20 protein-coding genes are annotated in these 23454 nt (G+C 65.8%); 9 read left to right on the top strand and 11 right to left on the bottom strand.

Features of this window, described 5'->3' with window-relative positions; translation table 11 throughout:
• Positions 1–20: 20 nt before the first annotated feature.
• Positions 21–2798 (top strand): bifunctional diguanylate cyclase/phosphodiesterase, encoded by a 2778-nt coding sequence (locus tag EGJ34_RS03305; protein ID WP_125359090.1) that lies wholly within the window; start codon positions 21–23, stop codon positions 2796–2798.
• 304 nt (positions 2799–3102) lie between these two features.
• Here the strand turns inward: EGJ34_RS03305 and EGJ34_RS03300 are convergent, their stop codons facing one another.
• The 6 genes from EGJ34_RS03300 to EGJ34_RS03275 form a co-directional block, all read right to left on the bottom strand.
• Positions 3103–3372, bottom strand: coding sequence for a hypothetical protein (locus tag EGJ34_RS03300; protein WP_125359087.1), 270 nt, complete (start codon positions 3370–3372; stop codon positions 3103–3105).
• Positions 3373–3471: 99 nt separating this feature from the next.
• Positions 3472–4662: a methyl-accepting chemotaxis protein gene (locus EGJ34_RS03295; protein WP_125359084.1), complete on the bottom strand. Its 1191-nt coding sequence runs from the start codon at positions 4660–4662 to the stop codon at positions 3472–3474.
• A gap of 80 nt (positions 4663–4742) precedes the next feature.
• Positions 4743–5357: a high frequency lysogenization protein HflD gene (gene hflD / locus EGJ34_RS03290; protein ID WP_125359080.1), complete on the bottom strand. Its 615-nt coding sequence runs from the start codon at positions 5355–5357 to the stop codon at positions 4743–4745.
• Positions 5354–6493 carry a tRNA 2-thiouridine(34) synthase MnmA gene (gene mnmA / locus EGJ34_RS03285; protein WP_125359078.1) on the bottom strand — a complete coding sequence of 380 codons (1140 nt, stop codon included), beginning with the start codon at positions 6491–6493 and terminating at the stop codon, positions 5354–5356. Before mnmA ends, hflD begins: the two co-directional genes overlap by 4 nt.
• Complete coding sequence (locus EGJ34_RS03280; RefSeq protein ID WP_125359076.1) at positions 6490–6963, bottom strand: NUDIX hydrolase; 474 nt, start codon at positions 6961–6963, stop codon at positions 6490–6492. Before EGJ34_RS03280 ends, mnmA begins: the two co-directional genes overlap by 4 nt.
• The gene (locus tag EGJ34_RS03275; RefSeq protein ID WP_125359074.1) at positions 6953–7414 is read right to left on the bottom strand and encodes a hypothetical protein; all 462 of its coding nucleotides are present in this window, start codon (positions 7412–7414) and stop codon (positions 6953–6955) included. Before EGJ34_RS03275 ends, EGJ34_RS03280 begins: the two co-directional genes overlap by 11 nt.
• 91 nt (positions 7415–7505) lie before the next feature.
• On the opposite strand from EGJ34_RS03275, the gene clpS reads away from it, so the two are divergent.
• Together clpS and clpA are read left to right on the top strand one after the other, a co-directional pair.
• On the top strand, positions 7506–7835 hold the full coding sequence (gene clpS / locus EGJ34_RS03270; protein WP_125359072.1) for an ATP-dependent Clp protease adapter ClpS: 330 nt from the start codon (positions 7506–7508) through the stop codon (positions 7833–7835).
• Positions 7836–8105: 270 nt separating this feature from the next.
• The gene (gene clpA / locus EGJ34_RS03265) at positions 8106–10388 is read left to right on the top strand and encodes an ATP-dependent Clp protease ATP-binding subunit ClpA (RefSeq protein WP_125359070.1); all 2283 of its coding nucleotides are present in this window, start codon (positions 8106–8108) and stop codon (positions 10386–10388) included.
• A 45-nt stretch (positions 10389–10433) separates the two neighbouring features.
• On the opposite strand, the gene EGJ34_RS03260 is transcribed toward clpA, so the two are convergent.
• The 4 genes from EGJ34_RS03260 to EGJ34_RS03245 all read right to left on the bottom strand — a co-directional run bounded on the left by EGJ34_RS03260 (position 10434) and on the right by EGJ34_RS03245 (position 13208).
• Positions 10434–10799 (bottom strand): hypothetical protein, encoded by a 366-nt coding sequence (locus tag EGJ34_RS03260; protein ID WP_125359068.1) that lies wholly within the window; start codon positions 10797–10799, stop codon positions 10434–10436.
• Positions 10800–11014: 215 nt separating this feature from the next.
• Positions 11015–11233 (bottom strand): translation initiation factor IF-1, encoded by a 219-nt coding sequence (infA, locus tag EGJ34_RS03255; protein ID WP_005409596.1) that lies wholly within the window; start codon positions 11231–11233, stop codon positions 11015–11017.
• A gap of 86 nt (positions 11234–11319) precedes the next feature.
• A complete protein-coding gene (gene aat, locus EGJ34_RS03250; protein WP_125359066.1) occupies positions 11320–12081 on the bottom strand; it encodes a leucyl/phenylalanyl-tRNA--protein transferase in 762 nt (253 codons plus the stop codon).
• Positions 12078–13208 carry a GNAT family N-acetyltransferase gene (locus EGJ34_RS03245; RefSeq protein WP_125359130.1) on the bottom strand — a complete coding sequence of 377 codons (1131 nt, stop codon included), beginning with the start codon at positions 13206–13208 and terminating at the stop codon, positions 12078–12080. The genes aat and EGJ34_RS03245 overlap by 4 nt, the downstream gene beginning before the upstream one ends.
• A 388-nt stretch (positions 13209–13596) precedes the next feature.
• On the opposite strand from EGJ34_RS03245, the gene EGJ34_RS03240 reads away from it, so the two are divergent.
• Positions 13597–15234: an N-acetylmuramoyl-L-alanine amidase gene (locus tag EGJ34_RS03240; RefSeq protein ID WP_125359064.1), complete on the top strand. Its 1638-nt coding sequence runs from the start codon at positions 13597–13599 to the stop codon at positions 15232–15234.
• 50 nt (positions 15235–15284) lie between these two features.
• On the opposite strand, the gene trxB is transcribed toward EGJ34_RS03240, so the two are convergent.
• On the bottom strand, positions 15285–16256 hold the full coding sequence (gene trxB / locus EGJ34_RS03235) for a thioredoxin-disulfide reductase (protein WP_125359062.1): 972 nt from the start codon (positions 16254–16256) through the stop codon (positions 15285–15287).
• A 244-nt stretch (positions 16257–16500) separates the two neighbouring features.
• On the opposite strand from trxB, the gene EGJ34_RS03230 reads away from it, so the two are divergent.
• The 5 genes from EGJ34_RS03230 to crcB all read left to right on the top strand — a co-directional run bounded on the left by EGJ34_RS03230 (position 16501) and on the right by crcB (position 23440).
• A complete protein-coding gene (locus tag EGJ34_RS03230; RefSeq protein WP_125359060.1) occupies positions 16501–18870 on the top strand; it encodes a DNA translocase FtsK in 2370 nt (789 codons plus the stop codon).
• Positions 18871–18953: 83 nt separating this feature from the next.
• Positions 18954–20897 carry a DUF3857 domain-containing protein gene (locus EGJ34_RS03225; RefSeq protein ID WP_125359058.1) on the top strand — a complete coding sequence of 648 codons (1944 nt, stop codon included), beginning with the start codon at positions 18954–18956 and terminating at the stop codon, positions 20895–20897.
• Positions 20898–20979: 82 nt separating this feature from the next.
• The gene (gene lolA / locus EGJ34_RS03220; protein WP_125359056.1) at positions 20980–21618 is read left to right on the top strand and encodes an outer membrane lipoprotein chaperone LolA; all 639 of its coding nucleotides are present in this window, start codon (positions 20980–20982) and stop codon (positions 21616–21618) included.
• 143 nt (positions 21619–21761) lie between these two features.
• Positions 21762–23042, top strand: coding sequence for a replication-associated recombination protein A (locus tag EGJ34_RS03215; protein ID WP_260476888.1), 1281 nt, complete (start codon positions 21762–21764; stop codon positions 23040–23042).
• On the top strand, positions 23039–23440 hold the full coding sequence (gene crcB / locus EGJ34_RS03210) for a fluoride efflux transporter CrcB (protein ID WP_125359052.1): 402 nt from the start codon (positions 23039–23041) through the stop codon (positions 23438–23440). The genes EGJ34_RS03215 and crcB overlap by 4 nt, the downstream gene beginning before the upstream one ends.
• Positions 23441–23454 lie beyond the last annotated feature (14 nt).

The following is a 23454-nucleotide window of genomic DNA, read 5'->3' as shown; positions in this document are numbered from 1 at the left end:
GCATTTCGGAGTCTTACCGCGTGGACCAAGGGATTATCGCGAGTCTGCTGCAGCACCCCCTGGCCTCGGCCCTGGTCATCCTTGACCGGACCGGGCGCCCGCTCGCGGCCAATCCGGTCGCGCGTGAGCATGGGTTGCCGGCGACCGTGGCGGCCTACGGTGAGCTGCTGGAGTCTTTGCGCCTGCTGGCGGCCGATGGTGGCCTGGTTCCATGCCAGCTGCCCGGCGGTCCGCGTGGCCGCTTCGATGGCTGGCTGCGCGCGGTGCATGATGCCGACGGGCAGCTGCTGGCATTTACCTTGAGCGTGCCCGAGCCGGTGGCTCCGTATGCGGGTAGCCGCTGGGAGCTTGCCCTGGACCACGCCGGACATGGCCTGTGGGACTGGGACCTGCCGCGTGATGCGGTGACACGCTCGCGTCGCTGGGATGATGTGCCGCGCGAGGCCGACGAGGCGGCTCCGGCCGGGGCGGGCAGCGCTCTGCTGTCCCAGGTGCATCCGGACGATCAGCCGGCGGTGCGCAGCGCGCTGGACGCACATCTGCGCGGCGAGGGCGAGGTCTATACCGCGCAGTACCGCATCCGTCACCCGGAGGGCGACTGGCGCTGGGTGCTGGACCGCGGCCGGGTGGTGGCACGCACGGTTGATGGCCAGCCATTGCGCATGGTGGGCACGCACACCGACATCCAGGCCCAGAAGGACATGGAGGTGCAGCTGCTGGAGCAGCAGCTGCACCTGCGCGAGGCCCAGCGGATTGCCAGCATGGGCAGCTGGTCCTGGGACCCGGATGGCCGCCAGTTCTGGTGGTCGCCGGAATTGCTTGCATTGCTGGGCGTGAGCCGGGCACCGCTGAGCCGGAGGCATTGGCTGCGGGTGTTGGCACCGCATTCGCGGACCGAGCTGCAGCGTGCGTGGCGGCGTCTGCTGCGCGACGGCAAGCCGGCCACACTGGACCTGGAGCTGCCGCGCGGAAACGAAGGCGTGCTGTATCTGCGCTTGTGGATGCAGCCGCTGCTGCGCCCGGATGGCCGCATGCAGCGTCTGCTCGGCCAGGTCCAGAACATCACCGAGCAGCATCAGACCGATGCGCTGATCCGCTGGCGGACCGAACTGCTCAACCGGGTCTCCGCGCTGGGCCGCATCGGCGGCTGCGAGATCGAGGTGGCCACCCGGAACATGCAATGGACCGAGGAGTGCTACCGCATCCATGGGCTTCGCAAGGAACCGATCACCCTGGACCAGGCGCTGGCGCTGTACACCCAGGATTCGCGTGACAGCTTCGAGGCGGCACTGACCCGCATTGCCGACGGCGGGCTTCCTGAGCAGCTGGACCTGTGCTTCTACCGCCATTCCGGCCTGCGCATCTGGGTGCAGGTGCTGATCGAGCTGGACCATCGCGACGGCCTGCCGACGCGTTTCGTGGTCCTGTTCCGTGACATCACCCGCGAACGTGAAGCCAACGAGCGCATCGAGCTGCTGGCGCATTACGACCTGCTGACGGGCCTGCCGAACCGGATGCTGCTGCGCGAGCAGACTGCCGAGGCGATCGAGGAGGCGCGTGACCGGAATGCCTCCCTGGCGATGCTGTTCATCGACCTGGACGGCTTCAAGACCATCAACGACACGTTTGGCCACGCCACCGGCGACACGCTGCTCAAGGCTGCGGCGGCACGCCTGCACCAGGCCCTGCGCAATGCCGACCTGTTCGGACGATTCAGCGGAGACGAGTTCATCGTGGTGCTGCGCGACCTGGCCGACCCGGAAGATGCCGGGCACGTGGCGCGCAAGCTGATCGCGTCCCTGGCCGAACCCCTGCAGCGTGGCGACATTACCCTGAAGGTGGGGGCCAGCGTGGGCATTGCCATGCTGGATGACACCCGCAGCGATTTCGATTCGCTGCTGCGCGCGGCGGACGCGGCGATGTATGCCGCCAAGGAAGCCGGGCGCAATACGTACCAGTATTACAGCCAGGATGCGCTGGCCCGGATCCAGCGCAAGCTGGAGATCGAGCATGCGCTGCTGGGCGCGATCGAGCGCGAGGAATTCAGCCTGGCCTACCAGCCGCTGATGCACGCCGCCAACGACCAGCCGCCGGCCATTGAAGCCCTTCTGCGCTGGCACCGCCCGGGTATCGGCTACTGCAGTCCGGCCGAGTTCATTCCGATTGCCGAAAAGTGCGGCGAAATTGTGCGCATCGGCGACTGGGTCCTGACCGAAGCATGTCGCCAGGCAGCGGCCTGGGATCGCGCGGGGCTGGTATTCGACCGGGTCGCGGTGAATGTGTCGGCCGTGCAGCTGCGCGACCGGGGATTTGCCGAGCGGGTCATCGAAATCTGCCACGCACATGGCTGGCCACCGAGCCGACTGGAGCTGGAACTGACCGAGTCGGCGCTGATCCGCGACACCGATGTGCTGCGCGATTGCTTCGATGTGCTCGAGCGGCACGGGGTACCGTTGGCGGTGGATGATTTCGGCACCGGGTTCTCGAACCTGCACTACCTCAACCGGTTCCCGGTCGGCCGCTTGAAGATCGACCGCAGTTTCGTCCAGGGCATGCTGCATGACGCAGGCACGGCCGAGGTCACCCAGGCGATCGTGCACCTGGGCCACGCACTGGGCATGAAGGTGGTGGCCGAAGGCGTGGAAACCGAGCAGGAAGAAGCCCTGCTGCGCCGCCAGGGTTGCGATGAGATCCAGGGCTACCTGTACTCCCGCCCGCTGACCCCGCGCGACCTCGCGCAGTTCCTGAAAGCGGGTGGGGCGGCAACGCTGCCGCGTGAGGTTGTGGCGCTGCCGTAACCGTTCGCCATTGCGTGGTCTACGTAGAGCCGGGCTCTGCCCGGCTGCTGTTGGGCGCCCCGACAGTGCGTCGGTGGCCACGGAAGAGCAAAGCCCGCGCGCGGTTCCGGCCCGGTAGCGTCGGTCGACAGACGACGGCCGTGAAATCCCCAACTTCCGGTAACGCATGACCCAGATCGACAACGCCGTTGATTTGGCATCTGCCAACCCAGGGATGCCTTGAGCCGAGTGCTGTTCGCCTAAATCCAACAGCAAGCCGGGCAGAGCCCGGCTCTACGCAGCGTGTGCAATCACGCGAGCGACGTTACGGGATGCGCGCGACCGGATCGAACTCGTCACCACTCAGCCCCAGGTCCCAGGCGAGGCCGGCGTAGGCCGGGTTGCAGGTGGGGGTGGGGGTGGGGGCCGGCTGCGCGGCGACCAGGCGGGCCAGTTCCTGCTGCGCCAGCTGCTCCAGCACCGGCAGCAGCGCGCGGCCGTTCGGCGGTGGTGTTGGGGCCGGGCGCAGCGCGTCGACCGCGGTTTCGGTGACGGAGCTGGCAATCAGTGCTGCATTGGGGGCGTTCAACAGCATGAGGGTGTCATCTACAAAGCTGGGGGGAGCTGTGCACGCACAACGGCCCCGGGAGTGCCGGGGCCGTTGTGGCTGCCGTTACCGGCAGGGTTCATCTGATCAGAACAGCTCGACTGCGCCGGCCGACATGTTCTGCTGGGCCACCGCCTTGTGCGGCGGGCGCTCCCACTCCACGCGCATGTCGCGCAGGCGGTTGCCGGTACGCTGCAGGGCGCTGACGATCTCTTCGTCGAACACGCCACCATTGCGGTGCAGCAGTTCCTGCAGGGCCAGCGCTTCGCGGTTGATCGAGGTCAGGCGGTCCAGGTGGGTGTGCACGCCGCCCAGGGCCTGGGTGGCGATGTCCTCGAACTGCAGGGCGCGAACCGCTTCGGCCACGCTGCTGTCGATGGCACGGCCGCACTCGGAGATCTCGCGCATGCCGTCGCCCAGCGAAGCGTTGATCTGGGCCACGTTGTCGAGCATCGCGGCAGCTTCGTGACGCGCTTCGCGGGAGCGGTCCATGTCGCGCGAGGCCATGTGCGAAACGGTTTCGCGAACCTTGGCGATGGCGTCCTTGGAACTGTGCGCCAGCTTGCGGATCTGCTCGTTGAACGTGGTCGAGCGCTCGGACAGGTTGCGCACTTCGTCGGCCACCACTGCGAAGCCACGACCGGCTTCGCCGGCGCGGGCCGCTTCAATGGCGGCGTTCAGCGCCAGCAGGTTGGTCTGGTCGGCAATCGACTTCACGTCTTCCAGCAGCGCAAAGATGCCGTCCAGGTGCTGGGCCATCTGGTCGATATGCTGCACCGTGGTGCTGCTCTGGCCGCTGACCTGTTCCAGCGCCTCGACCAGCTGTTCCATGCGGTGGCTGGCGTGCTGGGCGAAACGGGCCACGTCGACACCGGCACCACCGTCTTCGCCGGCGCGGTCCACGATGCGGGCCAGGGCCTGGCTCTGCTGGCGGGACTTGCGGTTCATCGCATCGAAGCTGCTGCCCAGACCGCCCACCGCGTGGCGGATCAGGTCACGGGCACGCTCGACTTCACCCCGCGAACCTTCGATTTCGTTGCCGACAAACTGGCGCAGCTCGGTCAGCAGCTGGTCCTGTTCACGCAGGATCCGGGCATGCTCCGGGGAGCGTTGCGCCTGGGCGCGGGTGGTCCACCAGGCAAAGCCCAGCCAGCTGAGCGTCATCGTGGTCAGGATCGCCCAGCGCAGTGCGGCGGGCCAGTCCAGGCCAATGGCCAGGGGGAGCAGGAGGGTCAGGACCAGGGGGGCGGCCAGACGAATGAAAATGCGTGAGTACATGGACGTTCTCGGGAGGTGCACGGTGAATGTATCGGCCGTACCCCCCGGAGCTTTAGCGGCGCTGCACAAATTGCCGCGGGTCAACGCAGATGGCGGTCCACAGCCTCGACCATGGCCTTGCGCGAGAGCAGGAAGTCCCAGTACTGACCACCGGTCTGCCGCCACAGCACCGCCGAGCGCACCGCCGCCAGCAACAGGGCACGGATCTCGGCGATGACGCCGGCCTGGCCCAGGTAGTGCGGGTTGCCCTGGACCATCACGCGTGGCTTGAGATGGCTGATGGTGTCGGCATACAGCGCGCCCAGCGCCGCCAGCACGTCGGGGTGGGCGCTGTCGCCGAGTTCGCTGGCCTGGCGCTGGGCGCGGGCGATGCCCTCGCTGACCGCACTGACCACGTCATAGTTACGCACGAACGTCCGCTCCAGTTGCAGCACGGCCAGAGCCAGGCGTGGCAGGATCTCGTCCTGGCCCTGGTTGCGGAAGTAGTTGTGCAGCAGGCGCAGGCCGGGAGCCAGCTGGGCCGGGCCGCCGTAAATCGCCTGTGGGCTGTCGGCGTCGATCCTGAACACGCTGTCGATCGCGGTGCGGACCACGCCCGCCTCGGAATGTCCGGTTTCGGCGATGCGGCGCACCTGCTGCAGGGCCTGGGCGATGCCGGCCAGAGCAAGAACGCGGTCGTCGACAGAAAAACTCATGCAGCAGTTACCTCGAAGGGGGAAGGGGTGGTCCGCAGCCGCTGTTCCAGCGGCGCGTCGGTGGCGGCGATCACCGCACCGCCCAGGCAGACCTCGTCGTCATACAGCACCAGGGATTGACCCGGAGTGACGGCACGCTGGGGATTGGCAAAGCGCACCTCCAGCGTGCCATCGTCGCGGACCGTTACCGCGCATGGTTCGTCCGGCTGGCGGTAACGGGTCTGGGCGGTGCATTCAAACTGCCGTGCCGGCGGCGCACCGGCGATCCAGTGCGCCACCTCCGAATGCAGCCGGGTGGACTGCATCCACGGGCTTTCGCGGTCCTGGTCCACGTACAGCACGTTGCTGGCCACGTCCTTGCCGACCACATACCACGGTGCCGCAGGACGCCCGCGGACACCGCCGATGTTCAGGCCTTCGCGCTGCCCGAGCGTGAAGTAGAAGACGCCGGGATGCTCGGCGATCACCTGGCCCTGCGGGTCATGGATCTGTCCGCTGCGGGCGGGCAGGTAGCGACCGAGGAACTCGCGGAAATCGCGCTCGCCGATGAAACAGATGCCGGTGGAGTCTTTCTTGGCGTGGGTGGGCAGGCGTGCGTCGCGGGCGATCCGGCGCAGGTCGTTCTTCTGCAGGTCGCCAATCGGGAACAACGTGGCGGCCAGCTGGGTCTGCCCCAGCTGGTGCAGGAAATAGCTCTGGTCCTTGCTGCGGTCGGCACCGCGCAGCAGCGCCCAGCGTCGCCCGATCTGGGCGACCCGGGCGTAGTGACCGGTGGCAATGCGTTCGGCGCCGAGCTCCCGGGCGGCATCCAGGAAGTGCTTGAACTTTACTTCGCGGTTGCACAGCACATCCGGGTTGGGCGTGCGGCCGGCGGCATACTCGGCCAGGAAGTGCTCGAACACCCCCTGCCAGTACTCGCTCGAGAAATCCCGGAAGTGGAACGGGATGTCGAGCAGGCCACACACGGCCACCGCGTCGCGGCGGTCGTCCTCGGCGCGGCATTCGCCGCTGCCGTCATCGGCCCAGTTCTGCATGAACAACCCGGCCACCGGCTCGCCCTGCTGCACCAGCCTCCACGCCGCCACCGACGAATCGACGCCGCCAGATACACCAACCATGATGCGGGGCGTACTCATGCCGATTCCTTCAAAAGGCCAAGCGGATGGCGCTGGCCGGCGAGGTAGTCCTCCACCACCTGGCTTACCAGCGGACTGCGCAGCCGGGGCGGGTTGGAGCGCAGCTCCGCCGGGGTCAGCCACAACGCCTGCAGGATACCGGCATCCAGCGACCGGATCGGATCGTGGCGGATCGGGTCGGCGGCGAATGCAAAGCGCAGGAACGCGGTACCGTCCGGCGCGGTCCACTGGTAGCAGCCAATGAAGGCGGTCAGCGCGACCTGCCAGCCGGTTTCTTCCAGTGTCTCGCGCACGGCAGCGGCGGCCAGGCTTTCGCCCGGCTCGAGGTGGCCGGCGGGCTGGTTGAGTACCGCCTGGCCGTCAATGGCTTCCTCGACCAGCAGCAGACGGCCGTCGCGGACCACCACAGTGGCCACGGTCACATGGGGAGCCCAGCGCTGTGCTGTTGCGGGTTCCACGTCAGTACTCATCCTGCCCGGTCAGCGCCAGCTCCATCGCGTCGGCGGTGTGGGTGGCTGCCTCGATGGCGTCGGCCAGCACCGGGCCGTCGGCATCGGCGTCAATCTTGACCACGAACATGGCTAGATGCTTCTGCTTGACCCAGCCCCCCAGCTTGGCGTCCTGGGCATCCTCCAGCAGGCGGTTGGCGACTTCTGCGGTGAACTGGTCCGCGGGCGCGTTGTAGCCGGGGGACCAGATCTCTCGGATGCGATGACTGCCGTAGTCTTCGACGGCCGAACGGACGAACACCAGCTGGGTGCGGTCGTTGTCGACGTCGAACACCATCTTGTAGTCACCGTCCTCATCCACCTCGTAAGGGTAGCCGAGCGCATCCAGCGCCTTGCCCACGGCCGGATCGGGCGTGGAGGCCTGTGCGCTGAAGGCAGCGCCCAGCAGCAGCGGGGCCAGGAGGGTCTTCATGAAAAGCCTGTGAAGTCATGCGGATGAGTGAATTGTGACGGGCGCAGCGGGCGGCGTCCAATCCGGCAGGGCGCGCGTTTATACTGTGCGGATGCCACGCGAGCCCTCACAAGAACCCCACCACGACCATGGCGTCGCCCTCGAGCCGGCGCGGCCGGAGGTCGCACCGCCGCCGTTCTATCAGGTCATGCTGTTGAACGACGACTACACCCCGATGGATTTCGTGGTGACCGTGCTGCAGCACTTTTTCTCCATGGACATCGACAAGGCCACCCAGGTGATGCTCCATGTGCACACCCGCGGCCGCGGCGTGTGCGGGGTGTTCACCCGCGAAGTGGCCGAGTCCAAGGTGGCCCAGGTCAATGAATTCTCGCGCATGAACCAGCATCCTCTGCTGTGCACGATGGAGAAGGCGGGGTAATCGCCATGCCGGGCCGAGCCCGGTGCCGCATGGCCGTTTCAGGACGTCATGCGCGTCATCTGCAGGTACCAGCGCCAGGGAGCCGCCGGGGAGGCAGCAGGCGCGCGAAGGGGTCATGACGTTCTCGTCACAGGCGGACGGTCGATGCTGGGCATGGGTCCGCGCGTTGGACCGCGACTGCCAACACTGTCTGAACGCACCCTTCCACCAGGGTGATGGAATTTCCGCCGCTAGGCCGCATATTGTTCTCAACTGCCGCCGGAGTAGAACATGTTCAGCAAAGACCTCGAACACACCATCGGACAGTGCTACAAGCGCGCCCGTGAGGCCCGGCATGAGTTCATGACGGTGGAACACCTGCTGCTGGCACTGCTGGACAACCCGTCTGCCCAGGCGGTGCTGAAGGCCTGCGGGGCCGATGCCGAGCGCCTGCGCCAGGAACTGGAGCAGGCCATCGAAGCCTCGGTCTCGCGCCTGGCCGAGGATGATGGTCGCGACACCCAGCCCACGCTGGGCTTCCAGCGCGTGCTGCAGCGCGCCGTGTATCACGTGCAGTCCTCGGGCAAGAAGGAGGTCACCGGTGCCAACGTGCTGGTGGCGATCTTCGGTGAGAAAGACTCACACGCGGTTTACTACCTCAACCAGCAGGACGTGACCCGGCTGGATATCGTCAATTATCTGTCCCATGGCATTGCCAAGCTGGGCGAGGAGGGCGAAACGCCGCCGGCCGGTGACGCCGAGGGGCGTGCCGAAGGTAGCGAGGGCGAAGGCAAGGGCGACGCCCTGGCCGAATTCGCCAGCAATCTCAACGATGCGGCCCGCAATGGTCGGATCGACCCGCTGGTCGGGCGCCGTGACGAGATCGAGCGCACCATCCAGGTCCTGTGCCGCCGCCGCAAGAACAACCCGCTGTACGTGGGCGAGGCCGGCGTGGGCAAGACGGCCATCGCCGAAGGCCTGGCCAAGCGGATCGTGGAAGGCTCGGTGCCCGAAGTGTTGGCCGATGCGGTCATCTACTCGCTGGACCTGGGTGCGCTGGTCGCTGGCACCAAGTACCGTGGCGACTTCGAGAAGCGCCTGAAGGGCGTGCTGACCGCACTGAAGAAAATGCCCAATGCGGTGCTGTTCATCGACGAGATCCATACCATCATCGGGGCCGGCTCGGCCTCGGGCGGCACCATGGATGCGTCCAACCTGATCAAGCCCGCGCTGGCGTCGGGCGAGCTGCGCTGCATCGGGTCCACCACCTTCCAGGAATACCGCGGAATCTTCGAGAAGGATCGGGCGCTGGCCCGCCGCTTCCAGAAGATCGACATCGTCGAGCCGACCGTTGGCGAAACCTACGAGATCCTGCAGGGCTTGAAGCCGAAGTATGAGGCGCACCACGGCGTGACCTATGCCGACGATGCCCTGCAGGCGGCAGTAGATCTTTCGGTCAAGCACATCGGCGACCGCCTGCTGCCGGACAAGGCCATCGATGTGATCGATGAGGCCGGTGCCCGCCAGCGCCTGCTGCCCGAGGGCGAGCGCAAGGAACTGATCGATATCGAGGAAATCGAGACCATCATCGCCAAGATGGCGCGCATTCCGGCCAAGCAGGTCAGCGCCACCGACAAAGACGTGCTGCAGCATCTGGAGCGCAACCTGAAGATGGTGATCTTCGGCCAGGACCCGGCCATCGAGACGCTGTCCTCGGCGATCAAGCTGGCCCGATCCGGCCTCGGCAACCCCGACAAGCCGATCGGCAACTTCCTGTTTGCCGGTCCCACCGGCGTGGGCAAGACCGAGGTGACCAAGCAGCTGGCGCTGCAGCTGGGCATCGAACTGGTCCGCTTCGACATGAGCGAGTACATGGAACCGCATTCGATCAGCCGACTGATCGGTGCGCCTCCGGGCTATGTCGGATTCGACCAGGGCGGCCTGCTGACCGAAAAAATCGTCAAGACCCCGCACTGCGTGCTGCTGCTGGACGAGGTGGAGAAGGCCCATCCGGACATCTTCAACATTCTGCTGCAGGTCATGGACCGCGGCATTCTGACCGACACCAACGGTCGTGAAGCCAACTTCAAGAACGTGGTGCTGGTGATGACCACGAATGCCGGCGCGGCCCAGGCCTCGCGGCGTTCGATCGGCTTCACCCGCCAGGACCATGCCACCGATGCAATGGAAGTGATCCGCAAGAGCTTCACGCCGGAATTCCGCAACCGCCTCGATGCGGTGGTGCAGTTCCAGCCGCTGGGCTTCGAGCATATCCTGCGCGTTGTGGACAAGTTCCTGATCGAGCTGGAAATGCTGTTGCAGGAGAAGCACGTCAGCCTGTCGGCCACGCCGACCGCGCGCGACTGGCTGGCCCGCCATGGCTTCGACCCGCTGATGGGCGCACGCCCGATGGCGCGCGTGATCCAAGACAAGGTCAAGCGTCCGCTGGCCGACGAACTGCTGTTCGGCAAGCTGGTGAACGGCGGCCGGGTCAGCATCGACGTCCGCGACGACGAGCTGTTCGTGGAAACCCAGGCCGAGCCTGAGCGCCGGTTGCCGGCGACCGTGGAGTGACCACTGAGGCCCCGGTAACCCCGGGGCCTTTTCTCATCCAGGCAGTCAGCGGGCGCGGCTGGCGAACTGCTTGGCGCTGATGGGTTCCAGCCGGGTGACGTCGCAGCTTTGCTGGTCCGTGTTCAGGCGGCTGGCACGCGCGCCGCACAGCTGGCCTTCCTGGCCCGGGGTGGTGAAGTCCAGGCGCCGCGAGAAGCTGGCGCTGTTGCAGGAGGTGGCCAGGTGCACGATGTAGTGATCGCCGCCATTGCGCAGCAGGATGGAGCGATCAGCATTCTTGCGGACCAGCTGTTTGTCGCTGGACAGTGAGATGCAGTCGCTGCCGGCCGGTGCATCGGCGGGTGATTGGGCGAACGCCGACCCCGCAGTGGTCGCGGCGGCAAGCAGGCACAGCGTGAACAGGGTTTTCATGACGGGGGCCAATCGATGGCGGTCCGGAATGGACCGGGTGCCACTGTGAACGCCTTCAGCCGCGGGCGAATCTGCTTCAAGGCAGCCTGACCGATGTCAGGGTGAAAACGGTCACGATGACCAATGGCCCAAAGACCTGAATTGCGCCCACGCAAAAAGGCCAGCGCAAGGCCGGCCTTTGATCGAGGCTCCCGGGAGGGAGCCGCGCCAACCGCTTATTTCATGCGGTAGGTGATGCGACCCTTGGTCAGGTCGTACGGCGTCATTTCAACCTTGACGCGGTCGCCGGTCAGGATGCGGATGTAGTTCTTGCGCATGCGGCCGGAGATGTGAGCAATGATTTCATGCCCGTTTTCCAGTCGAACGCGGAAAGTGGTGTTCGGCAGCGTTTCGCTCACGGTGCCTTCGAACTCGATGGAGTCGTCTTTCGACATGTAGTCCTGTGCAGTTCTGTAAACGGCCGATCTGGCCTTAAGGGCGGGCATTTTACGCGTACGCGCCGGATGATGCAAAGTTTGTGTTAACGGGCCGCGTCTGGCGGCGCTTCATCGGCCAGTTCTGCGGCGGCCATCACGCCAAATCGCCGGGTCCACGTGCCCTCGGAGCCCTCTTCACGGACCTGCCGCCTGACCAGCTGCAGGAACCGCTCCCGGGGCAGGTGCTCGGCCCCCATGCGCAGCAGGTGGTCGTTCTCCACCTGCGCGTCGATCAGCGGCCAGCCCCAGCGGTGCAGGAAGCGGGCCAGCCCGGCCAGCGCCACCTTGGAGCCACCGCTGGCCGCGCTGAACATGCTTTCCCCGAAAAACATCCGGCCGATGGCCACGCCATAGATGCCGCCTACCAGTCGCTCGCCGTCAAAGACTTCCACCGAGTGGGCGTAACCCAGTGCGTGCAGGGCCTGGTAGGCCAGCCGCATGTCGTCGGTGATCCAGGTGCCGTCCTGGCCGGGCCGGGGGCTGGCGGCACAGGCGCCGATCACCGCCGCGAACGCGGTATCGGCACGCAGGACCCAGGGGCTGCGGCGCAGCTGGCGGCGGAACCGCGAGGACAGATGCACGCCGTCGGTGTGGAACACCGTGCGCGGGTCCGGCGACCACCACAGCGGTGGCTGGCCATCCGAAAACCACGGAAAAATGCCGTTCGCATACGCATTGAGCAGGCGCACCGGCGACAGGTCGCCACCGACCGCCAGCAGGCCGTCCGGTTCGCGCAGGGCGGTGTGGGCCGGCGGGAACGGGGCATCCGGGTGCGGGTCGAGCTGCCACGGGTGGCGTCTGCTCATGCCGGGTCCCTGGCCTTGAACGGGCTGTGCAGGGCGAGCGCCTGCGCATAGCGTTCAACCTCGGCGCGTTCCTGCTGGCACCAGCCAGCCAGCGCGCCGGCGAAGTCGGGTTCGGCCAGCCAGTGCCGGCTGCGCACCCGCTGCGGCAGGAAGCCACGCGCCAGCTTGTGCTCGCCCTGCGCCCCGGGTTCGAACCGCGTGAGACCCTCGCGCAGGCAGTAGTCGATGCCCTGGTAGTAGCAGGTTTCAAAATGCAGGCCGGCCAGCGGCATGCCGCCCCAGTAACGACCGTACAGGGTGTCACCGCCGCGCAGGCACAATGCCCCGGCTACCGCTACGCCGTTGGCCATGGCCAGGAAGATGACCAGCTGGCGCGGCATGTGCGCGGCGAGGTGCTGCAGGAAGGGCAGGGTAAGCGCGGGCGCGTTGCCGTACTCGGCAAACGTCTGTAGATAGAACCCATGCATGGCCTGCAGGTCGTCCTCGCTGGCCTCGTCACCCTGCACGATCCGGTAGGTGATGCCGGTGCGGGCCAGCTTGGCCCGTTCCTGGCGGATGTTCTTGCGGTGCTTGTGGTTCATGTCCGCCAGGAAGCCATCGAAATCCCTCCAGTGGCCGGGGTTGTGCCATTGGAACTGGATGTCTTCGCGCAGCAGCCAGCGCGCGTCGAACGCCGGGTCTTCGTCCTGCGGATGGAAATTGACGTGGGCGGAGGACCAGCCCATGCGCTCCACCTCGTCGCGCAGTGCCTGTACCAGCACGGCGCGGTGGACGCCATCGCGGGCCAGCAGGCGTGGTCCGGTCACCGGCGAGTACGGTACCGCGCCCAGCCACTTGGGGTAGTAGTCCAGCCCGTGCCGCGCGTAGGCATTGGCCCAGGCGTGGTCGAACACGAATTCGCCGTGCGAGTTGTCCTTGAGGTAGCCCGGCATGGCCGCAACGAGGGTTTCTCCCTCCCATAAGGTGAAGTGGCGCGGACGCCAACCCCACTCCGGGCGGAGGCAGCCGTGTGCTTCCAGCCCGGCCAGGAAGGCGTGGCTGACGAACGGGTTGGTTCCGTCGTGCAGGGCATCCCAGGCGGCAGCGGGGAGGTCGGTCAGGCGGTGCAGAAAACGTGACTCGGTCATGCCAGAAGGATAGGGCAGGTCTGCCGGAAAAGGTGCCTCCGAATCGCACTGTGTGCCGCGCACGACATCCCGTAGGGACACGCCATGCGTGTCCAGCGCAATCCAGCCGTCGCCATTGCCCATGCGGGGCGCATAGGAGGTGAGTTGCGCCATTTGTCATGTCTTCGGTGCGCAGCGGAACGTCCAGGTCAAGGCGTGGTTTCGAGCTCCGTTCGCATGTTCGACGCAAAAAAATGTTGACAGCTTATGAGGTCTGTTTCTCACAAGAAAATCTCATTCTCCACGCCTCGTAAAAGTGCGATGAAGTGCGCATTTTGGGGGGCATCGCGGAGAGCAGAGTTCGCCGGCGCATCGACCGATTCGCGAACGACATTCAAGGAGCATCAACATGATCAAGAAGATTCCGCGCCTCGCAGCAGGAAACCGCGCGCTCATCCTGGGAGTAGCGCTGGCGGTTCCGTTTGCCGTGAACGCGCAGACGTTTGGACATGACGAATTCGTGGAGAGCAAGGAATCGCGGGCGGACGCACGGAAAAACGTGGCCACGGAGAGCTTCAGCTCGAAAGACCGTGAGGTACCGAGACCCATGTCGGGTCATCCGCAACCGAAGAGTGATGCTGGTTCGGGCGCGCCGTGGTACGTGGATCCAGAGCTCATTCATGTGCTGCAGAAAGAAGCGTCAAGGAGGGTCTCCGCGCATGTCCAGCGCCGGGGTGAACTACGCGTTGTTGATGTGAGCGTGTCCATTGATATGTCAACGAAGATAATTCTGGCTGACGTAAAGGATGGCTACCGACCAGAGCCGGATGGTGATGAAATGTTCCTGCAGGAGCTTGCAGTGACCCTTCGGCACTACGCGGAAAAAGCCGGGCTTCCGATCAATGACGTTGACATCCAGTTTCAGGGGCATCCGCTCAAGTACTACTATCCAGAGGAGCTGAAGGTACCTCCTCGCGTCAGTAGCAATCCTGAGAACCGAACCGCGATGGTTTCCGCAGGTCACGGACTGGTTCGCGTGCACCCTGCGCTCAATTGGGACTACCAGCGCCCGGATGCGTTTGGGTTTCGGGAAGACATGATCACGCCCGCCTATGGGGATGCGTTGCAGCGGCTGCTCGAGGAGCGCAGCACGATGACGATTCATCGGGCCAGGAGTCGATCAATGGAACTTCACCCGGATTCGAACCGGCCATGGGAGCAGATGTCGTCCAGGTATCACATAAAGGCGCTGCTTCCCGAGCGCGGTGATCTGTGGAACTCGCTTCCGAATCTGGTCAGCAACGACCGGGAAGTGAAGGAGGACATTCGTGTGCGTCCCTTGTATGCCAATCATCTGGGCGCGGGCACGATGATAAGCCTGCACACGAACGGAAATGACTCAAGTTCCGTTCGCGGAGTCGAGGTCTACTACCACGTCGACAAACCGCAGGATCGTGCGCTGGCCACAAGTGTTCTGTGCGGAATGCGGGAGCTGATACGTGCGCAGCCGGGGTACGAGGATTTCCCCGTGCGGGAGGGGGCGAACGCTGGGAACCACGGTGAGAATCGCATTGGCACGATGCCATCTGTTCTGGTCGAAATCGCCTATCATTCCAACCCGGAGGATTCGGTTGCACTGCAGGACCCGGTCTTCCGCACTGCTTCGATGAAAGGCGTGGAAAAGGGCGTCCGGCTGTTTCGTGAGGAAAAGGCCTGCACGCCACTGTTTCTAAGTAGCATCGACAACATCACGCTGCCACCGCTGAGCAGCGGCGCGACCGCCGTGCATTTCGAAGGCAATCCGCAATTCCCGCTTACCGTGACCCTCCTGCCCGCATGGTGCAGCGAGCCGGGTGCCTGTACACCCTACGAGTACGTGGTGACCGAGCCGTCCGCATCACCGGTGCGGTTGAAACTGAGCTGTGAGGGCAGCGGCACCGGCACGGCCAAGTGGAAAACCGTGATGCGTGACGCTGACGGGGTCACAACCGGATCGGTGGAGCACACCCAGACCTGCGCCCTGCCGAGCGCGGCTGCGAAGGGGTAATCATGCCTGTTGCCCCCCGGCGCGCCCTATGGCGCGCCGGGGAAGCAGCATCAAGCCAGCGCCCCCTTGGCATCCAGGTAACGCTCGGCATCCAGCGCCGCCATGCAGCCGAAGCCGGCCGAGGTGATCGCCTGGCGGTAGTGCTGGTCGGCCACGTCGCCGGCGGCGAACACCCCTTCGACCGAGGTCTGGGTGGCATTGCCGCCCAGGCCCGAGCGGATTTCCAGATAGCCGTTGTTCATCGCCAGCTGCCCATCGAACAGGGCGGTGTTCGGGTGGTGGCCGATCGCCACGAAGAAGCCGTGCGCGGAAATATCGCGGGTGCTGCCGTCCTGGGTGGACTTGACGCGCACGCCGGTCACGCCGGCGTCGTCGCCCAGCACCTCTTCCACCGTGTGGTGCCACACGGTCTCGATCTTGCCGGCGGCGACCTTGGCGAACAGCTTGTCCTGCATGATCTTTTCCGCCTTCAGGGTGTCGCGGCGGTGCACCAGGTAGACCTTGCGGGCAATGTTGGACAGGTACAGCGCCTCTTCCACGGCGGTGTTGCCCCCGCCGACCACCACGACGTCCTGGTCGCGATAGAAGAAGCCGTCGCAGGTGGCGCACGCGGAGACGCCGCGGCCCTTGAAGGTTTCCTCGGTCGGGATGCCCAGGTACTTGGCGGTGGCACCGGTGGCGACGATCAGCGCGTCACAGGTGTACTCGGCGCTGTCGCCGATCAGGCGGAACGGGCGCTGGGACAGGTCGGCGGTGTGGATGTGGTCGAAGATGACCTCGGTCTCGAAGCGCTCGGCGTGCGCTTGCATGCGCGTCATCAGGTCCGGACCCATCAGGCCGTGGGCATCGCCCGGCCAGTTGTCCACTTCCGTGGTGGTCATCAGCTGGCCGCCCTGCTGCAGGCCGGTGATCACCACCGGCTTCAGGTTGGCACGGGCGGCATACACGGCGGCGGTCCAGCCGGCCGGGCCGGAGCCCAGGATGACCAGCTTCTGATGACGGGAAGGCTTGGAATTGCTCATGTAGACTCGCGTAAAGAAGAGTGGGGCGGGGTGCCGGGGGTGATTGCCGGTGCCCGTGTTCACGCCATAGAGTGGCGGCACGGGCGAGGTGATTCAAGGCGACCGATGGAACGCGGCAACCTGTGCGGGACAGGGCCGGGTCTGCCAGAGTGCCCAGGCAGGGCTTGCAGGGCCCTGCCTGAAAACTGCGCCGCAGTCGTTTATTATCAAGCACTAACAGAGTATTCCCAAGGTCTGGTCTAAGGTGGCGAAACAGGTCCCGGAGCGATCCAAGTCAACCGACAGCAAGGCGTCGTCGCGCCGGGCTGCGCCTGCGCCAGCGGCGGATAACCCACGCCGCCAGCGGCTGTGGCGCGACCTGGGGCTGATCGCCATTGCCCCGGCGCTGCTGTATCTGGTGGCCAGTCTGTTCACCTATTCGGCTTCCGACCCGGGCTGGTCGCACACCGGCAGCGTGGTGGCTCCGATCCACAACATGGGCGGACGGGTCGGTGCCTGGGTGGCCGACGTGCTGCTGCAGCTGTTCGGCTACATGGCCTTCGTGCTGCCCATCGTGCTCGGCGCGGTGGCCTGGTTTGCGATGTTTGGCCTGAAGCGCGGCGAGAACGCCTCGGAACATGACCTGGACCCGGCGCTGCGGCTGGTCGGGCTGGTCGGCTTCCTGATTGCCGGCACCGGCTTCCTGCACGTGCGCCTGTTCACCGGCGATGTCGCCCACGCCGGCGGCATCCTGGGCCGGCTGGTCGGTAATTCGCTCAGCGCGGGCTTCGGCGCACTGGGCGCGAACCTGTTCGTGCTGGTACTGCTGCTGGCGTCGATCACCCTGGCTACCGGGCTGTCCTGGTTCGCGGTGATGGAAAAGATCGGCCGCGTTATCCTGGCCATTCCGCCGCTGCTGGAACGCAAGAAAGAACAGGCCACCGACTGGCAGCAGACCCGCGCCATGCGGGTGGAGCGCCAGGAAGTGCGCAAGGTTGACGCCGAGGTCCGCGCCAAGCGGGAGCCGGTGAAGATCGAGCCGCGGCCCGAACCGGTGCTGGAAAAGAGCGACCGCGCCAAGCGCGAAACCCAGATTCCGATGTTCCGTGGCGTCAATGGCGATGGCTCGGACCTGCCGCCGCTGGCGCTGCTGGATGACCCCAAGCCGCAGCCCAAGGGCTATGACGAAGAAACGCTGGAGACCCTGTCACGGCAGATCGAGTTCAAGCTGAAGGACTTCCGCATCGAGGCGCAGGTGGTCGGGGCGTATCCGGGCCCGGTGATCACCCGCTTCGAGATCGAGCCGGCTCCGGGCGTGAAGGTCAGCCAGATCAGTTCGCTGGACAAGGACATCGCCCGCGGCCTGTCGGTGAAGTCGGTCCGTGTGGTCGATGTGATTCCGGGCAAGTCGGTGGTCGGCCTGGAGATCCCCAACGTCACCCGCGAAATGATCTACCTGTCCGAACTGCTGCGCTCGAAGGAGTACGACAAGTCGGCCAGCGTGCTCACCTTGGCGCTGGGCAAGGACATCGCCGGCCGGCCGACCGTGGCCGACCTGGCGCGCATGCCGCATCTGCTGGTGGCCGGTACCACCGGTTCGGGTAAGTCCGTGGCGGTGAACGCGATGGTGCTGAGCCTGCTGTACAAGGCCTCGCCGAAAGACCTGCGCATGCTGATGATCGACCCGAAGATGCTGGAACTCAGTGTCTACCAGGGCATTCCGCATCTGCTGGCCCCGGTGGTCACCGACATGAAGGAGGCCGCCAACGGCCTGCGCTGGTGCGTGGCGGAGATGGAGCGCCGTTACAAGCTGATGAGCGCGGTGGGCGTGCGCAACCTGGCGGGCTTCAACAAAAAGGTGAAGGACGCCGAGGACGCCGGCCAGCCGCTGATGGACCCGCTGTTCAAGCCCAATCCGGAGCTGGGCGAGGCCCCGCGCCCGCTGGAGGCGTTGCCGTTCATCGTCATCTTCATCGACGAATTCGCCGACATGATGATGATCGTCGGCAAGAAGGTCGAAGAACTGATTGCGCGTCTGGCGCAGAAGGCGCGTGCCGCCGGCATCCACCTGATTCTCGCCACCCAGCGTCCCTCGGTGGACGTGATCACCGGCCTGATCAAGGCCAATATTCCGACGCGCATCGGCTTCCAGGTGAGCTCCAAGATCGACTCGCGCACCATCCTGGACCAGTCGGGTGCGGAAACCCTGCTGGGCCACGGTGACATGCTGTACCTGCCGCCCGGCACCGCCCTGCCGGATCGCGTGCACGGTGCGTTCGTTTCCGACGAGGAAGTGCACCGCGTGGTCGAGCACCTCAAGGCAAGCGGTCCGGCCGATTACATCAGTGGGGTGCTGGATGAAGTGCAGGTCATGGGCGATGGCGTGGTGGTCGGCCCCGGTGGCCTGCCCGAAGCCAGTGCCGGTGCCGGCGACGAGTCCGACCCGCTGTACGACGAGGCCCTGCGCATCGTCACTGAAACCCGGCGTGCTTCCATCTCCGGGGTGCAGCGCCGGCTGAAGATCGGCTACAACCGCGCAGCCCGTCTGATCGAGGCCATGGAAATGGCCGGTGTGGTCAGCCCACCGGAGCACAACGGTGACCGCAGCGTGCTGGCTCCGCCCCCGCCCAAGTAAGCAGCCGGTTGCGCCCACCGCAACCGATCTCTCCGGTAGCGCCGGCCGTTGGCCGGCCCTCGGTACACCAAGGAATGCCGATAATGCTGAAGCAATGGATGATGCTGGCTGCTTTCACGCTGCCCGTTGCTGCGATTGCCCAGGTACCGGCCCCTTCACCGGACGCGCCCACCCAGGCGGGCTCCGTGCCGGCCACGGACGCGCAGGCCAGCAACAATTACAGCTTCGTACGCTACCGCGCCGACTACGTGGTGCAGCCGGATGCCGGCAATGTGCAGACCGAAGAGTACGAAATCCTGCTCAAGACCAAGGCGGCAGTCGAGCAGTTCAGCCAGGTGCGGCTGAGCTACAGCGAGAAGATGGAAACCCTGGAGGTGCTGTCGGCGTACACGATCACCGCCGACGGGCAGCGCCGGGACGTCCCGAGCGAACGCATCTACACCCAGGAGAGCTACTCCAGCGCGGCGGCCGCGATGTACGCAGACCGCAAGGTGCGGGTGGTGGTGTTTCCGAACCTGGCTCCCGGTACGCGGGTGGTCTACCAGACCCGGCGCACCCAGACCCAGCCGTATTTCCCGGGCTACTTCGGGTTGTGGGAAACCTTCAGCGTCTTCAATCAGTACGACGATGCACGGGTGACGCTCACCGCGCCGGCCAACCTGCCGATCTTCGTGGAACAGCGCGGCGTGCAGGGGAGCCGGGAACCGACACGACACGGTGGCCAGGCGCACTGGGAATGGCGCTACCAGCGTGCCATGCCGATGCCGGTGCAGAACTGGACGGCGGCGGCGTGGGAATTCAGCCCGACCATCATGGCCAGCACCTATGGCGACTGGGCGCAGCTGGCACGGGCCTATCAGGCCAAGGCAGGCGTGGCCGCGCAGGTTACGCCCGGAATCCAGGCCCTGGCCGAAGAGATCACCCGTGGCATCAGTGACCGCCGTCAGCAGGTCGATGCCCTGTATCGCTGGGTGGCCCAGAACATCCGCTACGTGGCAGTCTACCTGGGCAATGGCGGGCTGGAACCGAACCCGGCACAGAGCATCCTCGACAACCACTATGGCGACTGCAAGGACCATGTGGTGATCCTGGAGGCGCTGCTGGCGGCACGCGGCATCGCCAACACGCCGGTGCTGATCGGAGCGGGCGGCGGTCCGACGCTTCCCGCGATTCCCATGCTGGGGCGTTTCAACCATGCCATCACCTACGTGCCGGAATTCGACCTCTACCTGGATTCGACCAGCGCCTATGCCCGGTCTGGCCAGTTGCCCGAGGGCGATCTGGGCGTGCCTGTGCTGCATACCGCGACCGCGAAACTGGAACGCACGCCGGCCAATGACGGAAGCCGCAATGGGTCGGGCTTCGAGGTCAGCTTCCAGTTCGACGCGGAGGGCAACCTGCAGGGCCGGACCGTGCAGGAGCCGCGCGAGGTGAACGAGATCGCGATGCGCGCGGCCTTTGCACGGCTCAACGCGCAGAACCGGGAACGCGTGGAGGAGTCCATCATGGCCTCGTCCGGATTCGACGGCGGCGGGGCGTTGACCCTGCTCGGGGATCCGCAGGACCTGGAGCGGCCGTTCAACTACCGCTATGACTTCCACGCGCGTGACTACGTCGACTTCGGCGTGGTCGGCGGGATGGCCTTGCCGGATGCGCCGGGCGGGGAGTCATTCCGTGACCTGTATGGCAGCACCTCGGCCGAGCGCAATGAGACCCCCTTCTACTGCAACGACAATCTGCGCGAGGAGCGCTACAGGTTGCGGTTCCCTGCCAGCGTTCCGATCGTGGCGATGCCGCGCAGCGTCGACTTCCGCAACGCCGCCGGTGAATACCAGCTGACCTGGACCCGCGAAGGGCAGGACATCGTGGCCCACCATCGGCTGCATCAGCGGGCTGTGCGCGGTGCCGACGCGTTGTGCCAGCCCGATGACTATCCCGCATTCCGCGAGCTGTATCAGCAGGTGCGGCGCGGCTTCCGTGGCCAGGTGCTGTATGGCGACCTGCGCAGCGTGCAGTCGGACCTATAATTTCGAAGCGATTCTCCGCACCGCCCATTCAGCTTGCACCGGGCACACTGTTTCCATCCCACCTTCGTTACCGGATACCCGCATGCAGACCACCTTCCGCCGTCACCTTGTTGCCGCCACCCTGGTCTGCGCCAGCGCGATGTCGGCCAGCGCCTGGGCCGGTGCACGCGACGAGCTCAACCGCTTCACCCAGGGCCTGAAGGGCCTGGACGGGCAGTTCAGCCAGCAGGTTGTCGACAAGAACGGCCGGGTGAAGGAAAACACCAGCGGACGGGTGGCACTGTCCGCGCCGCGCCTGTTCCGCTGGGAATACCAGAAGCCGCACGTGCAGCTGATCGTGGCCGACGGCAAGACCGTATGGGTGTACGAGCCGGACCTCGAACAGGTGACCAAGCGTCCGCAGGGTGCGGAGGAACAGAACAGCCCGCTCACCGCGCTGATCAATCCGGCCCTGCTGGACAAGCAGTACGACGTCAGCGAAGAAGCCGCGCCGCGTGACGGCCTGCAGTGGTTGTCGCTGAGCCCGAAGCGCGAGACCGAAACCGCCTTCCAGTACGCCGCACTGGGCTTCGACGGCCAGGGGCTGGCACGCATGGAAGTACTCGATGCGGTGGGCCAGCGTACGGTGATCAGGTTCAGCGGCTGGAAGCGCAACCCGGGCTTCGCGGCAGGCACGTTCAGCTTCACCCCGCCGAAGGGCACCGACGTCATCGGCGATTGATCCCTTTCGCAGCGCAGCGCACGGGCTCTGCCCGGCTGCGCCGCCACGGCATACAATAAGCCGTGGCCAGAAACCGAACGACATTCAATGGTCCCGACCTGCTGACCGTGGATCGCGACCACCTCCGTCCGCTTGCCGAGCGGATGCGCCCCCAGTCGCTGGACGAAATGGTGGGGCAGAAGCGCCTGCTCGCGCCGGGCAGCGCGCTGCGCCGTGCGGTGGAATCCGGGCACGTGCATTCGATGATCCTGTGGGGGCCGCCAGGGTGTGGCAAGACGACGCTGTCGCTGCTGCTGGCGCATTACGCCGATGCGGAGTTCCGCGCGATCTCGGCCGTGCTGTCAGGCCTGCCCGAGGTCCGCCAGGTGCTGGCCGAAGCCGCGCAGCGTTTCGCCGAGGGCCGCCGGACCGTGCTGTTCGTCGACGAGGTGCATCGATTCAACAAGGCACAGCAGGATGCCTTCCTGCCGCACATCGAACGCGGCACGATCGTGTTCGTGGGTGCGACCACCGAGAATCCGTCCTTCGAACTGAATTCGGCGCTGCTGTCGCGGTGTCGCGTGCATGTGCTCGAGGCGGTTTCGCCGGCGGATGTGGTCGAAGCGCTGGAAAGGGCGCTCCACGACCGCGAACGGGGACTGGGCGACGAGCCGGTACAGGTCAGTCCCGAAGCATTGCTGGAGATCGCCACCGCCGCCGACGGAGACGTGCGCCGTGCGCTGACCCTGCTGGAGATCGCAGCGGAACTGGCGGGCGGCGACAACGGGGTGATCACCCCGGAGATGCTTCAGCAGGTGCTGGCCGACCGCACGCGACGCTTCGACAAGGGCGGCGAGCAGTTCTACGATCAGATCTCGGCCCTGCACAAGTCCGTGCGCAGTTCCAATCCCGATGCCGCGCTGTACTGGCTGACACGCATGCTGGATGGTGGGTGCGACCCGGCCTATCTGGCGCGGCGGCTCACCCGGATGGCAATCGAGGACATCGGCCTGGCCGATCCGCGTGCGCAGAGCATGGCGCTGGAGGCATGGGACATCTACGAACGCCTGGGCAGCCCGGAAGGCGAACTGGCATTCGCGCAGCTGGTGCTGTACCTGGCCAGCACGGCCAAGTCCAATGCCGGCTATGCGGCGTTCAACCGGGCCAAGGCCGAGGTGCGCGAGACCGGTACCCAGGAGGTGCCGCTGCATCTGCGGAACGCGCCGACCCGCTTGATGAAGGAACTGGGCTACGGAAAAACCTACCAGTACGACCATGACGCCGAGGGCGGGATCGCGCTGGACCAGACCGGCTTCCCGGATGCCATGGGCGAGCGGGTGTACTACGAACCAGTCCCGCGCGGGCTTGAGATCAAGCTGAAGGAGAAGCTCGACCGCCTGCGTGCGGAACGGGCACAGGCCCGGGCGGAAAAGGGCAGGGCATGAGTCTGCTCCCGGGCGCGTGGTGGCAGCAGCTGGGTCTGGTGATGCTCGGTGGCGCACTGGGGGCGTCGCTGCGCTTCATCATCGGTGATGCGCTCCTGCGCCAGTTCGGCAGCGGGTTTCCGTGGGGAACGCTGACCGTGAATCTGCTCGGTGCGTTCGCAGTCGGTTATGTCATGGTCTGGCTGCAGACCAAGGGTGCCGCCGCACCGTATTTCCGCGCTTTCATAATCGTCGGCATCATCGGCGGGTTGACCACGTTCTCGTCGATGATGCTCGAGGCGGTGCTGCTGGTCCGCAACGGTCAGGGTTGGACCATGCCGGTGTACCTGGCGGTCAGCCTGGTGGCAGGCTTCGCGCTGGTCTGGATCGGCGCGCGGTTGGCCGAATCCAGCGCCTGACGTGGTATCTTTCG

The organism is Stenotrophomonas sp. 278 (genome assembly GCF_003935715.1).
GTDB classification, from domain to species: Bacteria; Pseudomonadota; Gammaproteobacteria; order Xanthomonadales; family Xanthomonadaceae; genus Stenotrophomonas; species Stenotrophomonas maltophilia_AH.
Note: the sequence above shows the minus strand (reverse complement) of the source record. Positions and strands in the feature narration are given on the sequence as shown.

Coding starts and splice junctions, on each gene's coding strand:
- lolA (WP_125359056.1), top strand. CDS start 20,980: ATGCAGACCACCTTCCGCCGTCACCTTGTTGCCGCCACCCTGGTCTGC.
- EGJ34_RS03300 (WP_125359087.1), bottom strand. CDS start 3,372: ATGCTGTTGAACGCCCCCAATGCAGCACTGATTGCCAGCTCCGTCACC.
- EGJ34_RS03245 (WP_125359130.1), bottom strand. CDS start 13,208: ATGACCGAGTCACGTTTTCTGCACCGCCTGACCGACCTCCCCGCTGCC.
- EGJ34_RS03260 (WP_125359068.1), bottom strand. CDS start 10,799: ATGAAAACCCTGTTCACGCTGTGCCTGCTTGCCGCCGCGACCACTGCG.
- EGJ34_RS03275 (WP_125359074.1), bottom strand. CDS start 7,414: ATGAAGACCCTCCTGGCCCCGCTGCTGCTGGGCGCTGCCTTCAGCGCA.
- EGJ34_RS03225 (WP_125359058.1), top strand. CDS start 18,954: ATGCTGAAGCAATGGATGATGCTGGCTGCTTTCACGCTGCCCGTTGCT.
- crcB (WP_125359052.1), top strand. CDS start 23,039: ATGAGTCTGCTCCCGGGCGCGTGGTGGCAGCAGCTGGGTCTGGTGATG.
- mnmA (WP_125359078.1), bottom strand. CDS start 6,493: ATGAGTACGCCCCGCATCATGGTTGGTGTATCTGGCGGCGTCGATTCG.
- infA (WP_005409596.1), bottom strand. CDS start 11,233: ATGTCGAAAGACGACTCCATCGAGTTCGAAGGCACCGTGAGCGAAACG.
- aat (WP_125359066.1), bottom strand. CDS start 12,081: ATGAGCAGACGCCACCCGTGGCAGCTCGACCCGCACCCGGATGCCCCG.
- trxB (WP_125359062.1), bottom strand. CDS start 16,256: ATGAGCAATTCCAAGCCTTCCCGTCATCAGAAGCTGGTCATCCTGGGC.
- hflD (WP_125359080.1), bottom strand. CDS start 5,357: ATGAGTTTTTCTGTCGACGACCGCGTTCTTGCTCTGGCCGGCATCGCC.
- clpA (WP_125359070.1), top strand. CDS start 8,106: ATGTTCAGCAAAGACCTCGAACACACCATCGGACAGTGCTACAAGCGC.
- clpS (WP_125359072.1), top strand. CDS start 7,506: ATGCCACGCGAGCCCTCACAAGAACCCCACCACGACCATGGCGTCGCC.
- EGJ34_RS03215 (WP_260476888.1), top strand. CDS start 21,762: ATGCGCCCCCAGTCGCTGGACGAAATGGTGGGGCAGAAGCGCCTGCTC.
- EGJ34_RS03295 (WP_125359084.1), bottom strand. CDS start 4,662: ATGTACTCACGCATTTTCATTCGTCTGGCCGCCCCCCTGGTCCTGACC.
- EGJ34_RS03280 (WP_125359076.1), bottom strand. CDS start 6,963: ATGAGTACTGACGTGGAACCCGCAACAGCACAGCGCTGGGCTCCCCAT.
- EGJ34_RS03240 (WP_125359064.1), top strand. CDS start 13,597: ATGATCAAGAAGATTCCGCGCCTCGCAGCAGGAAACCGCGCGCTCATC.